This window comes from Acinetobacter sp. CIP 64.7 (genome assembly GCF_000369745.1).
Lineage (GTDB): Bacteria > Pseudomonadota > Gammaproteobacteria > Pseudomonadales > Moraxellaceae > Acinetobacter > Acinetobacter fasciculus.
In genome coordinates this window covers 1930754-1945456 of the sequence record NZ_KB850179.1, presented here as the reverse complement: position 1 = coordinate 1945456, position 14703 = coordinate 1930754, and the positions used below count along the sequence as shown (strand labels likewise).

10 protein-coding genes are annotated in these 14703 nt (G+C 45.9%); 5 read left to right on the top strand and 5 right to left on the bottom strand.

Going from position 1 to position 14703, the window contains the following annotated elements; genetic code table 11:
* Positions 1-111: 111 nt before the first annotated feature.
* Both sfnG and msuE read right to left on the bottom strand, forming a co-directional pair.
* Positions 112-1224 (bottom strand): dimethylsulfone monooxygenase SfnG, encoded by a 1113-nt coding sequence (gene sfnG, locus F890_RS15875; RefSeq protein ID WP_005105358.1) that lies wholly within the window; start codon positions 1222-1224, stop codon positions 112-114.
* Between the two features lie 26 nt (positions 1225-1250).
* Positions 1251-1985 (bottom strand): FMN reductase, encoded by a 735-nt coding sequence (gene msuE, locus F890_RS15870; protein WP_005105359.1) that lies wholly within the window; start codon positions 1983-1985, stop codon positions 1251-1253.
* Positions 1986-2361: 376 nt separating this feature from the next.
* On the opposite strand from msuE, the gene F890_RS15865 reads away from it, so the two are divergent.
* Entirely contained in the window at positions 2362-3012 is a 651-nt protein-coding gene (locus F890_RS15865) for a response regulator (RefSeq protein ID WP_004281370.1), read from the top strand.
* 89 nt (positions 3013-3101) lie between these two features.
* On the opposite strand, the gene F890_RS15860 is transcribed toward F890_RS15865, so the two are convergent.
* Together F890_RS15860 and F890_RS15855 are read right to left on the bottom strand one after the other, a co-directional pair.
* On the bottom strand, positions 3102-3863 hold the full coding sequence (locus F890_RS15860) for a hypothetical protein (RefSeq protein WP_004281371.1): 762 nt from the start codon (positions 3861-3863) through the stop codon (positions 3102-3104).
* Between the two features lie 410 nt (positions 3864-4273).
* Positions 4274-7765, bottom strand: coding sequence for a hybrid sensor histidine kinase/response regulator (locus F890_RS15855; protein WP_005108125.1), 3492 nt, complete (start codon positions 7763-7765; stop codon positions 4274-4276).
* Between the two features lie 182 nt (positions 7766-7947).
* Here F890_RS15855 and F890_RS15850 point away from each other — a divergent pair, with 182 nt between their 5' ends.
* From F890_RS15850 to F890_RS15835, 4 genes are all read left to right on the top strand, one after another.
* Entirely contained in the window at positions 7948-8280 is a 333-nt protein-coding gene (locus tag F890_RS15850; protein WP_004281374.1) for a DUF485 domain-containing protein, read from the top strand.
* 1 nt (position 8281) lies between these two features.
* Positions 8282-9988 carry a cation acetate symporter gene (locus F890_RS15845; protein WP_004729195.1) on the top strand — a complete coding sequence of 569 codons (1707 nt, stop codon included), beginning with the start codon at positions 8282-8284 and terminating at the stop codon, positions 9986-9988.
* A gap of 244 nt (positions 9989-10232) precedes the next feature.
* Positions 10233-10949, top strand: coding sequence for an ion channel (locus tag F890_RS15840; protein WP_005105364.1), 717 nt, complete (start codon positions 10233-10235; stop codon positions 10947-10949).
* A gap of 172 nt (positions 10950-11121) precedes the next feature.
* Complete coding sequence (locus F890_RS15835; RefSeq protein WP_005267637.1) at positions 11122-13092, top strand: BCCT family transporter; 1971 nt, start codon at positions 11122-11124, stop codon at positions 13090-13092.
* A gap of 68 nt (positions 13093-13160) precedes the next feature.
* On the opposite strand, the gene omp33-36 is transcribed toward F890_RS15835, so the two are convergent.
* Positions 13161-14054, bottom strand: coding sequence for a porin Omp33-36 (gene omp33-36, locus F890_RS15830; RefSeq protein WP_005105368.1), 894 nt, complete (start codon positions 14052-14054; stop codon positions 13161-13163).
* Between the last annotated feature and the right edge of the window lie 649 nt (positions 14055-14703).

Below are 14703 nucleotides of genomic sequence, written 5' to 3'. Positions count from 1 at the left end.
AAGGAATTGATGATCTTAAACCTAGCCAGACAACAATTTTATCACATAAAAAAATCCCCCCAAGCCGAGCCTTGAGGGAGGGAGTGAATCTGCTGAGATTTATTGGAATGATTATACGAGCTCAGCTTCTTCTTGCTGCACAGGGGTTGCCTGTTGTGCTTCAAGCTCACGGACCAAAGGCAGCACTTTCTGGCCAAAATATTCGATTTCTTCAATAAAATGCAGGAAGCCTGAGAGAATCAGATCGACACCGACTTTCTTCAGTTCGATAATCCGTTCAGCAATCTGCTGCGGTGTCCCGATCAGATTAGTGCGGAAACCATCATTGTATTGCACCAGATCTTCAAAGGTGGATTGGGCCCAGTTGCCTTCACCTTCCTGACTTGCTGCGCCGGCTTCACGGGTGGCTTCACCAAAAGACTTCACTGCCTGAACGTTGGCCTTGCTAATAATTTCCTGCAATACGGCCTGCGCTTCTTCTTCGCTATCCCGTGCAATCACAAAGGCATTCACACCAATTTTCACAGAGTGATGATTTGCTTTGGCTTTTTCACGAATATCATCGATCTGTTTTTTCAGTTCTTCCGGGGTATTGCCATTGGTGAAGTACCAGTCAGATACACGGGATGCCATATCACGTGCTGCCCGGGAACTGCCGCCCTGAAAGATTTCTATATGAGGCTTCTGCAATGGTTTAGGACTCAGGGTATAGTCTTTAAATTGATAATATTTACCTTCAAAATTAAAGTTGTTCTGGGTCCAAACCCCTTTTAGGCTACGGATAAACTCTTCCGAACGGGCATAACGCTCGTCATGTTCCGGCCACTCTTCCCCAATCGCATCAAACTCGCCGCGGAACCAGCCACTGACCACATTGATCGCAATCCGGCCATTGCTCAGATGATCAATCGTCGCCAGTTGTTTGGCGGCCAGTGCCGGCTTCCATGGACCCGGTAGAATCGCGGCAATGACTTTCAGACGTTCTGTTTTGGCCAGAATGCCATGACTGAAGCTGACCGATTCATGCTGGTTTTCTGCATTATAACCCGCGGTAAAACGGATCTGGGTCAGAGCATAGTCAAAGCCTGCCTGTTCAGCGGTTTGTGCCAGACGCACGTTATAGTCATAGCTCCAGTCGGTGCGCTGCTCGATGTTACTGACCACCAGGCCACCACTGACATTCGGCACCCAATAGGCAAATACGATATTTTTATCATTCGACATATTCATCACCCTCTGCAATGCTGTGTTCAAGCCACTTGAGTCTTTGATGCTTTCTTGCTGTGCAAGCGCGATTCTGCGGCATCCAGGCTCGGCACGGCTGCTGAAGGCAGCACTTCTTCCTGTTCGATCTGCTTGTTAATGCCCAGATTTTGACTCGCCTGAAGGGTTTTTTCTTTAATGACTTCAGCACGTTGTCCTTTGGCCGGCGCCCATTCAAGAATCGGCAATGCACGCGCCACAGCCAGGGTAATCCTGTCGCGTAGCAATTCGCTATGAATGGTATATGCAGGGGTGAAATCGCGGTCGGTGGCATAGACGCCAATCGGTAAAGTCTGTGCCTGAAAGAAGCTGAATAAGGGACGCAGTTGATGTTCAAGCACCAGCGCATGACGGTCACTGCCACCAGAAGCCGCCAATAAGACAGGAACATCGACCAGCGCCGTTTGCTCAACAAAGTCAAAGAAATGCTTGAACAGGCCGGTAAATGAAGCGCGGTAAACTGGGGTGCCGACAATCAGCGCATCTGCGGCTTCTACTGCTGCCAGATCATCCTGAACGCGTTGCGGCAATTGATTGCGGTAAATTGCACCGCCCAAGAGCGAACCAATTTCGCTAAATTTAATGAAATGCACATTGATTGGTGTTGCTTCACCCAGCTCATCCAGAATGGCCTGAACCAAGGCTTCGGTTTTTGAGGGGTGATTTAAACCGCCAGATACGGCAACAATATTTAAGGGTTTTTGCGCATTAAAATTAGACATATTTAGAACCTGAAAATAGGGTTAATCTCGGAATGACCCTATTAATCCCGATTCAGCGAAGGGCTGTAAAATAACGAAAAGCTGAAAAGTTATCTGATTTTGCGATATACGACAAAGGCCTGATTCTTAAGGAGGGTTTTGTATATAAGTGAATGATATTTATATTTATATTGAATAAAGATAAGCTTTTTCAGTGAGGAATAAGTGATATATAAAAAAGTGATGAGAATTAAACAATTATTGCAATAGTGCAAAAATGGGCAATTTTGAAGAAAAACTGCATATTATTTTAAAAATTGTAGTGTCTTGCATATCCTTAACCGGGTTGTGTGGTTAGAATAGGGGCTACCGTGCCAAGATCTCTCTCACGTTGCCTATGAATATTTTAATCGTTGATGATCATCCACTATTTCGTCATGCTTTGATTCAAGCTGTACGTTATAGCCTGCCACAAGCCCAGATTCATGAAACTGCGGCAGTCAATGAATTTTATGAACGTCTAGAAAATGGCCCTGAGCCTGATCTTGTGCTGCTGGATTTAAACCTGCCGGGCGCTTCCGGCTTTTCTGCCCTGGTGCATGTCCGCGCACAATATCCGTCTTTACCGATTATTGTCGTGTCTGCGCATGAAGAAGTCAGCATCATCCAGCGTGCGATCGCACATGGTGCGATGGGCTATATTCCTAAATCTGCCCACCCAAGCCATATCGGTGAAGCGATTCGTGAAGTGCTGGAAGGTGAAATCTGGTTACCGCCAAATCTGCCGGCCAATATGAATTTTGATCCGCGTGCTGCCGATGAAACGGCTTTGGCAGAACGGATCCAGTCTTTGACGCCGCAACAGTTCCGGGTATTGATGATGGTGGCTGAAGGTTTATTAAACAAACAGATTGCTTATGAACTGGATGTGTCAGAAGCGACGATTAAAGCGCATGTGACGGCAATCTTCCGTAAGCTTGGGGTACAGAACCGGACTCAGGCGGTATTGGCCATTAATGCACTGAATATTGAAGACCGCAAAATGTAAGTTTTGCATAGCCGAATTGAAAAAGACCTCCTTGGAGGTCTTTTTTTATGGGCGAAATCTGCAAAAATGAGTGCAAAGGCCTGAGTCAGCTAGGCGATATAATCCTGTTTGCGGGTGAAATCATCACAAAACAAAGGATTTAAGGCACATTGCAATTCATCAATCTGCTCTTCGGTGACATAACCTTTCGACTTCAGATATTCCGCCACGCGATCATCACGCAGACTCAGGAAAGTCGCATCATAAACACCAAGATCCACAAACAGTGCTGCAGTTTCCAGACTGTTAAAACGATCTAGATAAACTTCATTGTCATACATCAGGAAGACATGTTCGTCGCGCGTATTCGGATCGACATGTAAACGTTGCGCCAGTTCATGTGGGCAGGTTTTGATAAATAACAGATCAGACAGCTCATCGAACTGGCTGGTGTCCAGGCAATCTTCTTCATTTTTGACCTTACCCAGCCAGGCCTTAAAGACCAGTACTGCGCCACCACGCAGCAACATGCTCCAGATCTGATGACGGGTTTTTGCCGGAAGATCCTCTGTTTCAGCTTCTAAAGACTGAATCAGCTTGTCTTCCTGTTCAGCAATCTTTTCAAAGAGGCCCAGACCTTGCGGCTTGTAGGCATAAGGTTCGAAGACATCAAAATGTAATTCATCAAAGACTTGCAGTGCCAGGGGGACTGCACTCTGATACAGCGTTTCCAGTGCCTGATACTGGGCATCATTCAGCTTGCTGTATTTAAAGATCTGTGCCCAGTCAATGCTTGGCAATAAGGCGTTGGCGCCATATTGACGGTGAAACTGCTGGGTCTGATTCAGGCCTTGGTTTTGATCTATGTTCATGTGAAGAACTCCGATATGCAGAAATAGATCAGCGACCAAAAAAATTAAGGCTACATGAGATGGAAACTGATCGTTTCTTATTCCTCTATTTTTAGAGCCAAGTACAAGGGATAAAAATACGACTAAAGTTATAGTAGTGGAAAATTACTCTTTAATTTTTATTAAAAACAATAAGATAATTAATTGTAACTAAGTGTACACATGTACATTAATACATTCGTCAGTTTTTGCCATAGTGAATTAAAAAATGAGCATTTTGGTCAATTTATTCAGCTGTATTTTCGGCATATTTGCTGCTTTTAGCACATTAGAATAAATTTTATGCAAGCTAGGTAAGTTTATGTGGCAGTTGAGTATAAAAAATGCCCATTTCAGGGTGTGAAATGGGCATTGATCAGATCGTTATCTACTTAGGAGTCGGAAATTTTCAGTCCAGATAACCATGAACGTAATGAGGCCGGTTTCAGCGGTTTTTTCAGCAGAACAATGTTTAGCTCTTTTAGACGTTGCGGCAATTCCGGATCGGAATCGGCGGTAATCAACGCGACCGGAATATCCTTCGAACGATGTTCCAGAATGAAATCCAGACCGATCTTGTCCTGATTCAGATGTTGATCCACCAGCCAGACCTGAATATTTTCCTGCTGAATCAGCATGGCTGCTTGTTCAGGTTCAGTGGCTTTAAACACCTGATAACCCCATTTGGTCAATAAGGTCGACATGCCTTCCAGAATGGTTTCATCATTATCCAGACACAGAATCTTAAAGGCCTTGCTCTTTAAAGGTACGGCCTGAACCGGTGCTGCGACAACTTTTGGTGCTTCGATCACAGGCACTTCAATCATAAAGCAGGAACCTTTACCCAGCGCAGAAGACACATGTACCGGATAGTCCAGCATGCTGGTCATGCGTTGTACGATCGCCAAACCTAGGCCCAGACCCTGTTCACCCCAAGGCGAGGTGTGGCCGCAACGTTCAAATTCCTGAAACAGTTTGATGCGCTGTTCTTCGGCAATGCCCGGGCCAGTATCCCAGACGCCAATACGGATATGATTCGGTCTGCTGCTCGAACGTAATACACCGACCACCACTTTACCTCTGGCAGTATAACGCAACGCATTGCTGACAAAGTTCTGGATAATGCGGCGAATCCATTGTGGATCGGTATCAATCCAGAACTGTGCATCATGCACACTGAACTTGATACCACGCTGTGCAGCGATCGATTTGAACTGGAGTTCCAGATCGCTGAGCAGGTCATGCAGCGGATAAGCCTGACGTTTCGGCTGAATGGTGCCGCCTTCCAGTCGGGCAATATCCAGCAGGGCAGACAACATGCTTTCTGCACCATGCAAAGCACGATCCAGTTGTTGTAAGGTCTTGCGGTCTTCATCATTCTGCACGCTTTGTTCGAGTGCGGTACTGAACAGGCGCGCGGCATGCATTGGCTGCAACAGGTCATGACTGGCGGCTGCAATGAAGCGGCTTTTTGACATATTGGCCTTATCGGCCTGTTCACGCGCCAGTTGCTGCTCGGACAATGCATCGGCCAGCTGCTGGGTACGGTCCTGAACGCGGGCTTCAAGCACGGCTTCATTTTCACGGAAGGCAGTAATATCGGCGAAAGTGGTAACGAACCCGCCGCCTTCGATCGGATTGCCGCGCATCTGAATGACGCGGCCATCTTTACGAATCCGTTCAAATTCATGGGCACTGCCGACCTGCATCCAGTGAATCCGTTTCCGTACATGTTCTTCAACCGAGCCCGGGCCACATTCACCACGTTCAGCGTTATAACGGATCAGGTCTGCGATTGGACAACCGACATAGACAATATCGGTCGGATAATCGAACAGTTTCAGATACTGATTGTTCCATGCGACCAGACACATGTTTTCATCGACCACGCTGACCCCTTGGGTCATGTGATCAATCATGGTCATGATCAGGTTCTGATTGAAGCGCTGCCATTGCGAGGCCTGATCGAGAATATTGGCGACCTGACCCAAGGCCAGGCCATTGTTGACCATGGCTGTGGTGAGCAGGGTACGTGCTGAAGCTGCCCCGATAGTCCCCGCCAGATACTGTTCAGTGAAACGCCACCACATGCCATTGGCACTGCTGTTTTCATTCAGTTCAACACTGTTTTGGGTACAAAACTGCTGGAAAGCGCGTGTGGTTGGGCCTTCGCCGGTAATGCGTTTGGCCAGGGTAATCAGGTCACCAACTTTTAAACGGGCGACATCCTGATGCGAATAGCTGACCTCGGTAGAAGGACTCTGCGAGGGTAGTGGCTTGGTTTCATAATAGAAGAAACTTTCGGCCTGAATCTGTTCGGCAATACTCGGACGGAAAATACGGGAAATCCAGATATACAGCAGGGTATTTAAGCCCAGTGCCCAAACTACTCCATGGGTCAGCGGATCAAAAGACTCAAAACCGATCAGGGCTTCCGGTCTTAACCAGTTCCAGCCAAAAGGCCCTTGATTCAGCAAGCTTTGGCTAAAGCTGCTATAGGCTTCTGGCAGGCTTCGCAAAATGGTTGGAAACAGCAGGGTATAAGCCCACAAGGCAAAACCGGTCAGGAGTCCAGCATAGACACCCTGTTTACTACCGCCACGCCAGTACAGGCCACCGATCAGGGCAGGGGCGAATTGTGCCACCGCACTAAAGGCCAACAGACCAAAAACCGACAACTGGTCAATATCATTAAAGAAATTGAAGAACAGGAAGCCCATCAACATCACACCCAGGATACAGACCCGGCGGGTAAATTTCAGCACCAACGGCAAGCGTTTGTCATGCCGGGAAATCAGCTTTAAACGCCACAACGCCGGCATGATCAGGTCATTGCTGAGCATAATTGACAGTGCCACGGAAGACACCAGCAGCATCCCGGTAGAGGCAGAGAAACCACCCAGAAATGCCAATAAGGTCAACCAGTCCTGATTATAGCTAAGTGGTAAGGACAGGACCGCCACATCCGGAATGGCCAGATATTGCGGTGCAGCATGTAGCGCCCAGCTGGCAATTGGAATAATCGCCAAGGTAGTCAGAATCAAATAAACTGCAAACCAACGCCGCGCACCACGAATATGTTTTTCATCACGTAGCTCAACCACAGCTACATGGAACTGACGCGGCAGGCAGATAATGGCCAGTGCCGCGAGCAGGGTCTGAATCCAGAAACTTTGTGGCACGCCAAACAGTTGTACATCATGAAAAGTAGTGCTGATATCGCTACTGATCTGTGCCAGATTTTCTGGTGCTTCAAACATAAAGAAACAGGCAACTGCCAGCAGGGCGAAGAGTTTGACAAAAGACTCAAATGCCACGGCCAGCATCAGGCCGCCATGCTGTTCAGTATTGGCAATCTGCCGGGTACCAAACATCATCGCCAGTATTGCCAGAACCCCAGTCAGAAACAGTACGCCATTGGTCGTGCCGGTTACACCTGCGGAAGGTTCCAGAATGACGGCGGCACTTAAGGCAATCGCACGTAACTGCAAGGCCAGATAAGGCACAATCGCTACCACCGCCAGAATGGTCACCAGCGAGGCGAGGGGACCACTTTTACCATAGCGTGCTGCGACAAAGTCAGCGATCGAAGAAATGGCATGATGCTGTCTCACCCGTCCCAGACGACGCCAGATGTCATAGCCGACGGCAACGAAGAGCAGCGGACCCAGATAGATCGGCAGGAAAATAATGCCTTCACGTACCGCAGCACCCGTGGCGCCATAAAAGGTCCAGGAGGAACAGTAGACGCCTAAAGTTAAACTAAACAATAGCATGCGCCCACGGGTACTCAGCCGGCTGGCATGTTTTTCCCCGTAGAAAGCGCAGATAAAGAGTAATGCGATATAGAGGGCGAGTACCCCTATGATGAGCCAACTGTTCATATAGCCTGATGTGTACTGAGCATGCCGCTATGATAACGCATCGTGAACGCTACAGTTTAAATTGATCATTTTTTAACGACCAAAGTCTAAATTACAAGCACCTACGATTATTGTTAACTTGCAACAGTGATAATTCAAATTAAAAAATAGGCAGCCCAAGGTTGGGCTACAGGAGAGTAATTATGGATGAGGTACAAGTAGATCGTATTCTACAAAATCCAAAATTCAAGGAAATGGTCCGCAAGAAAAGTATGCTCAGCTGGACGTTGACCGGCATTATGCTATTTGTTTATGTGGGTTTCATGTTGCTGGTTGGTTACAACAAAGAATTTCTATTGTCTTCAATTTCAGGTGGTGTGACCACGTGGGGTATTCCACTTGGTCTAGGTATCATTGTCCTGTCGTTTATCTTGTGTGGTGTGTATTCCTACATTGCCAATAACAAACTTGATCAATTGACTGAAGAAGCAATCCGTGAAGTCGAAGCGATTGCGCATGAAAAAGGACACCACTAAGATGAAATGGAATTCTCTTATTGCCCTGGCGACCACGATAGTGGCTTCAGGCGTTGCATTCGCTGGTCCCGATCTGGGTGCAGCAGAACAGCAGGCGACCAACTGGCACGCGATTATCATGTTTGTGATTTTCGTAGGTGCTACGCTGTTTATTACCAAATGGGCAGCAAAACAAACCACCAATACCAAAGACTTCTATACTGCCGGTGGCGGTATTTCCGGTTTCCAGAATGGCCTGGCGATTGCCGGTGACTATATGTCAGCTGCATCGTTCCTGGGTATTTCCGCGATGGTGTTCCTGTCCGGTTTTGATGGCTTGCTGTATTCACTGGGTTTCATGGTGGGCTGGCCGATTGTATTGTTCCTGGTGGCAGAACGTCTGCGTAACCTGGGTAAATACAACCTGTCAGACGTAGTGTCTTTCCGCTTGCAGGAAAAACCGGTACGTACCTTGGCTGCTTTAAGTTCACTGGTTGTGGTCGCGTTCTATCTGATTGCACAGATGGTGGGTGCAGGTCAGCTGATCAAACTTCTATTCGGTCTGAACTATAACATTGCAGTCGTGATCGTTGGCTTGTTGATGATGGCCTACGTGATGTTCGGCGGTATGTTGGCAACCACTTGGGTACAGATCATCAAGGCGGTGATGTTGCTGTCTGGTGCAACCTTTATGGCATTCATGGTTATGAAAGGTGTGGGCTTCAGCTTTACCAACATGTTTGAACAGGCGATTGGTGTCTACTCAAAAGTACATGACTTGAGCCTGACAGATGCGACCAAAATCATGGGTCCGGGTAGTCTGGCATCTAATCCGATTGATGCGATTTCTTTAGGTCTGGCATTGATGTTTGGTACCGCAGGTCTGCCACATATCCTGATGCGTTTCTTCACGGTAAAAGATGCCAAAGAAGCGCGTAAATCAGTCGTAGTTGCTACAGGTTTTATTGGTTATTTCTACCTATTAACCTTCATCATTGGTTTTGGTGCGATTCTATATGTATCGAACAACCCGCAATTCCTTGATGTTGCGAAAATGGCTGTGACTGGCAAGCTGGAGCTGGTAGGTGGTAATAACATGGCGGCGGTGCACCTGTCTGATGCAGTGGGCGGCGACCTGTTCATGGGCTTCATTTCTGCAGTTGCATTTGCCACGATTCTTGCGGTCGTTGCTGGTTTGACCCTGTCAGGTGCTTCAGCAATTTCGCATGACTTGTATGCCAACGTTTTGAAGAAAGGCCAAACCACGCCTGAATCTGAACTACGTATGTCTAAAATCGCGACTTTAGGTCTTGCGATCTTCGCAATGATTCTCGGGATTTTGTTCGAAAAACAAAACGTAGCCTTCATGGTCGGTCTGGCATTCTCTGTTGCGGCATGTGCCAACTTCCCGGTACTGGTATTGTCTATGTTCTGGAAAGGCTTGACGACACGTGGTGCCGTGATTGGTGGTGTTGCAGGTCTGGTAACCGCAGTAACCTTGATTGTGCTGTCTAAAGCAGTATGGGTCGATACTTTGGGTATTTCTGATACGCCAGTGAACCCGTTCAATGGTCCTGCAATCTTCGCGATGCCATTGTCATTCTTGTGCTGCTGGTTGTTCTCTGTGACGGATAATTCGGCACAGGCTCAGGCAGAACGCAAAGCCTTTGATGCCCAGTTTGTACGTTCACAAACCGGTATTGGTATCTCAGGCGCATCGGATCACTAAGATCTGCGCTACGCTAAAAAAGCCCCGTCAGGGGCTTTTTTATGGAGATATCATCAAGTTTTTTCTTTAGGATAAATGCCGTATTGCATTGAGCTGGCTGGATTTGTGCAGTGTTATTTCAGTAATTTTCATACAAATCGTATATCTGCAAGTGGCTTTGAGCATGCTATGTTAAAAGCTGTTAACAATAACAATGTATTCCCTACATGAAGATAGTAACAAGAATAGCAACAAGAAGGGCATTATGAAGCAATCTCTGCAGCAGTTCTGGAACAGCTTTACCCATTTACCTTCGGCATGGCTGTTGTGCCTGCAATTGCTGATCTTGCTCTTGTCGGTATTGAGTTATGGAAGCATGTCTTATCGGGCGGGAACCTGGGTACTGGGTGTTCTGGTTTTGCTGGTGATTGCCAGAGTCATTCGCCAGACTCCGATGTTTACCATTTTAGGACTCAGCTTTGTCGCCGGCGCAATTCTCTTTTCCTCCCTGATTGTGCTGGGACTGCGTTATACCTGGATCCATGTCACCGCCCACCTGTTTGAAGCTGGTGCTTATTTTAGTGCAGCCTATGGCCTACTGCGTTATATGTTTCATGACCGTTATCTGACCAAGGATGAACTCTTTGCCGCTGGCGCAGTATTTACCTTGCTGGCCTGGGGCTTTGCCTTCCTCTACAGTATCTGTCAGCTGCTGGTGCCGTACAGCTTTTCAGACCCCGATCTGCAAGCCTATCAACCCTGGCTGGATCTGATTTTTCTTAGTTTCAGTGTGCAATCTGCAACAGGACTGTCTGATATCATGCCGGTCAGTCCGGTCGCACGGATGCTAGCCATTATCCAGATGTTTGTCGGGGTGATGTATCTGGCGCTGATTGTATCCCGCTTAATTGCCTTGCAATATATCGCACGTCTACCGCATAAAAAGAACGTGAAAAATAGAGAAAACCCGCCTGGGCAATGAGACTCATCCTTTTATTGTATTTGTTACAGTAACTTAACGGCTTTATTTTGTGTCACATCCTAAAATAGCAGGAGATCTAGCTCCCATAGACTGAATCTGTCTGATCATTTTGACCTTACCAATAATTATTTGACGCTGTTTGTCGATCCAATTTTTAAAAAATGGAGGATGTATGCCTTCCACAAAACCATCCTGTTTTGCCAATATCAATCCAAATGTTTTTATCAGTACTGTCGCCATTATTGCGATATTTTTAGCGTTGGTCGTATTTGCACCCGATGCTTTTTCAGTTTTTACCCAGCAACTGAACCAGTGGATTACCACGTCCTTTAGCTGGTTCTATGTATTGTCGGTGGCGATATTTATCATCCTTCTGGCTTATATTGCCCTGTCGGATATGGGCAAAATCAAACTGGGGCCCGAGCATAGTCAACCGAAATATAGCAGTGCCTCCTGGTTTGCGATGTTATTCACCGCAGGCATGGGGATTGGCCTGATGTTCTTTGGTGTGGCCGAACCGGTGATGCATTATGTTACGCCACCTGCCGGTGAACCGGAAACTGTACTGGCTGCACAACAATCTATGCGGGTCACCTTTTTCCACTGGGGCTTACATGCCTGGGCCATTTATACGCTGGTTGGCCTATCGCTAGCTTATTTTGCTTACCGGCATCAATTGCCTTTAAAAATTCGTTCGGCCTTGTATCCGCTGATTGGTCAAAAGATCTATGGACCGATTGGAGATGGCGTCGATACCTTTGCCACCATTGGTACGGTATTTGGTGTCGCTACTACGCTTGGTTTCGGGGTGACCCAAATCAATTCAGGTTTGAACTATTTGTTTGGCATTGAACAGGCACCCAGTACTCAGGTCATTTTGATTATTGTAGTCAGTGCCATGGCGGCGACTTCCGTATTTTTTGGATTAGACAAAGGAATTAAACGTTTATCTGAACTAAATTTGGTACTTGCACTGCTGTTGCTGATTTTTGTCTTTGTGGCAGGTCCGAGTATTTATCTGTTACAGACGACTATTCAGAATGCCGGCCAGTATGTTTCAAATCTGTTTAGCATGACCTTTAATCTGTATGCCTATCAGCCAAGTGGCTGGATTGGCGGCTGGACCATCATGTACTGGGCCTGGTGGATTTCCTGGTCGCCATTTGTCGGGATGTTCATTGCCCGGGTCTCGGAAGGGCGCAGTATTCGTGAATTTATCGTGGGTGTATTGCTGATTCCGACCGGATTTACCCTGATCTGGATGGGTTTTATGGGCAATGCCGCGCTGTATAGCATTATGCATGAAGCCAATACCAGCTTGCTAGAAGCAGTTCAGCGTGATTCATCTGTGGCTCTATTCGAATTTTTAGCTAATCTGCCTTTTAGCTCAGTAACCAGTATCATTGCGACTTTACTAGTGATGCTGTTCTTTGTGACTTCTGCCGATTCAGGGGCATTGGTGACTGATTATCTGACAGCAAAAAGTGAAAATTCACCGACCTGGCAGCGTCTATTCTGGACCGTGCTCATGGCTTTGTTAGCCATCATCCTCTTGCTGGCGGGTGGCTTAGAAGCCTTGCAATCGGCCACGATCATGAGCGCCTTGCCATTTACCTTCATTATGCTGCTGATGTGCTGGGGATTAATCAAAGCCTTACATCTGGATGTTACCAAAATGCATGCGCTGCAAGCCGCACGGATTACCCCGCGTGCGATCCAGAATCCGCGCAGCTGGCAACAGCGATTAGGCCTGATTATGCATTATCCGCACACTCAGGAAGAGGTGCAGCAGTATATTCACAATACAGTGAATAAGGCATTTCTCAGCTTTCAAAGTGAATTGAAACGGCGCCGATTACAAGTGGTGATTAGCCCGCTAGAAGACGGTATACAGCTCCGTGTTGATCATCAGGATGAAATTAATTTTATCTATCAGGTCAATGCCACTCAGACTTTAAGTCCAAGCTTTATGGCTGAACTGGAGAATGCGGGAGTAGATTCCTATCAGGCAGAAGTCTTTTTAAGAGAAGGTGGGCAGGGTTATGATGTGATGGAGTGGACGCAAGAAGATCTATTGCAGGATATCATTGATCAATATGAACGTCATTTGCACTTCTTAAGTCTGGTACGTACGCCTGAGTAAACAGAGTCATAAAACAATAAAAAAGGACGCAATATGCGTCCTTTTTTGATTCAGAATCTAATCAGAAATTAGAAACGGAATTTGGCATTTACGCCGATCGTTTGAGTATCACGAACTTGAGCAGTTTGCGCAAGATTTGCTTCGTAGTTAGCATTTACATAAGATGCGCCAACTGCAACAGCAGGAGTAATGAAGTAGTTTACGTTCGCGCCCCAAGCTTTGTCTGGAGAACCAGCAAAGCTAGATTCCATATAAGAAGCACCAACGCTTAACTGTGGGTTAAGGAAAAGAGTTGTACCTAAGTTGTAGGCAGTATCTTCACCATAAACTAAACCGCTTTCAAAACCAATTGACATGTTAGTACCGTCGATTGCACCAACGTATTTAGTACGTGCAGTGATCGCATCTGTCTTATCAGCAATTGTTGCAGATTCAAGAGCAGCTTTAGCAACACCGTTGTTAAACATGTTGAAAGCATCATAAGAAGTTTGGTCAGCAACGCTGGTATAACCCACAGCAACCAAGAAGTTAGGGATTAGTAATGCACCTAGTTCTAATGCATAACGGTCACCATTGCCGTCTACGTCGCCCGCTTTGTTATCCGCGATGGTATGGCTATAAGAAGCGCTTGCATAAGCAGGAACAACGTTAGTCGGGATATACGCTTCACCTTTTACACCGAAAGTATGGTGCACAGTGCGATCACCAAATTCTTGTCCGTCTTCGCCGTATGTATAAGCAGCAGAAACATTAGATGCTTGGTTTAAAAAAGCAGCTTCAGCTAAAGGACCTTTAGAAGCATCAACATTGTTGAAGTAGTAAGTACCTTGAACTGCACCAGTGAAGTCTTGTTCATTTGCAGTGTTGTCGATGAACTCTGATTGACCTTGAACTTCAAATTGATATGCTTGAGCACCGGTCATGGCTAATAATAAAGCAGTGGCTAAACCGAGTTTTTTCATGATATTTACCGTTTTGTTACAAGATGTGTACAACTTTTGAACATATTGTATTGTAACAATTTATTAAGTCAATCCAATTCGAAATCGCTATTTTTTTAAGCTAAATCATTGTATTAATTTTGTGTAAAATTTAAGTATTAGGCTCCGAAGCTATTTTATATAAAAACTCTTGTATAACAAAAATCTAGACTTTAAATATAGAATCGGGACTAAAGATTAAGGAGAAATTATGTTGTTATTTTAATCAATTAATACGATTAATTATAATATATTTATCTATTAAAACAATTAATAATGGGTGAGTTAATTCATAAATGTGTCAAGAAGTGCAAAATGTCTGGCGCATCAGGTCTTTGATTGGATTGCTTGATTTTAAAGCATCATCAGCTTGGATCTTAGAATAGGTGTCTGTTTTTTGAGCTAAATGGGCATGTTTTATAATCTTGACTGGAGCAATCGGCTTTACATTTTGAGGGGAATTTTACATAATATGAAAATCAAGTTAGAGTTCACACTTTTATAGTGATTTAGCCTGATTCTCCACAATTTTTTGTTTTATCGCCCAGCTTTCCCCAAGGTTGGGCTTTTTTTTATCTAGCATTTTTTATTTCAGATCATTCTGTTTGTGAAAAAACCTTCAACTCAAAAC

Coding starts and splice junctions, on each gene's coding strand:
- sfnG (WP_005105358.1), bottom strand. CDS start 1,224: ATGTCGAATGATAAAAATATCGTATTTGCCTATTGGGTGCCGAATGTC.
- msuE (WP_005105359.1), bottom strand. CDS start 1,985: ATGTCTAATTTTAATGCGCAAAAACCCTTAAATATTGTTGCCGTATCT.
- F890_RS15865 (WP_004281370.1), top strand. CDS start 2,362: ATGAATATTTTAATCGTTGATGATCATCCACTATTTCGTCATGCTTTG.
- F890_RS15860 (WP_004281371.1), bottom strand. CDS start 3,863: ATGAACATAGATCAAAACCAAGGCCTGAATCAGACCCAGCAGTTTCAC.
- F890_RS15855 (WP_005108125.1), bottom strand. CDS start 7,765: ATGAACAGTTGGCTCATCATAGGGGTACTCGCCCTCTATATCGCATTA.
- F890_RS15850 (WP_004281374.1), top strand. CDS start 7,948: ATGGATGAGGTACAAGTAGATCGTATTCTACAAAATCCAAAATTCAAG.
- F890_RS15845 (WP_004729195.1), top strand. CDS start 8,282: ATGAAATGGAATTCTCTTATTGCCCTGGCGACCACGATAGTGGCTTCA.
- F890_RS15840 (WP_005105364.1), top strand. CDS start 10,233: ATGAAGCAATCTCTGCAGCAGTTCTGGAACAGCTTTACCCATTTACCT.
- F890_RS15835 (WP_005267637.1), top strand. CDS start 11,122: ATGCCTTCCACAAAACCATCCTGTTTTGCCAATATCAATCCAAATGTT.
- omp33-36 (WP_005105368.1), bottom strand. CDS start 14,054: ATGAAAAAACTCGGTTTAGCCACTGCTTTATTATTAGCCATGACCGGT.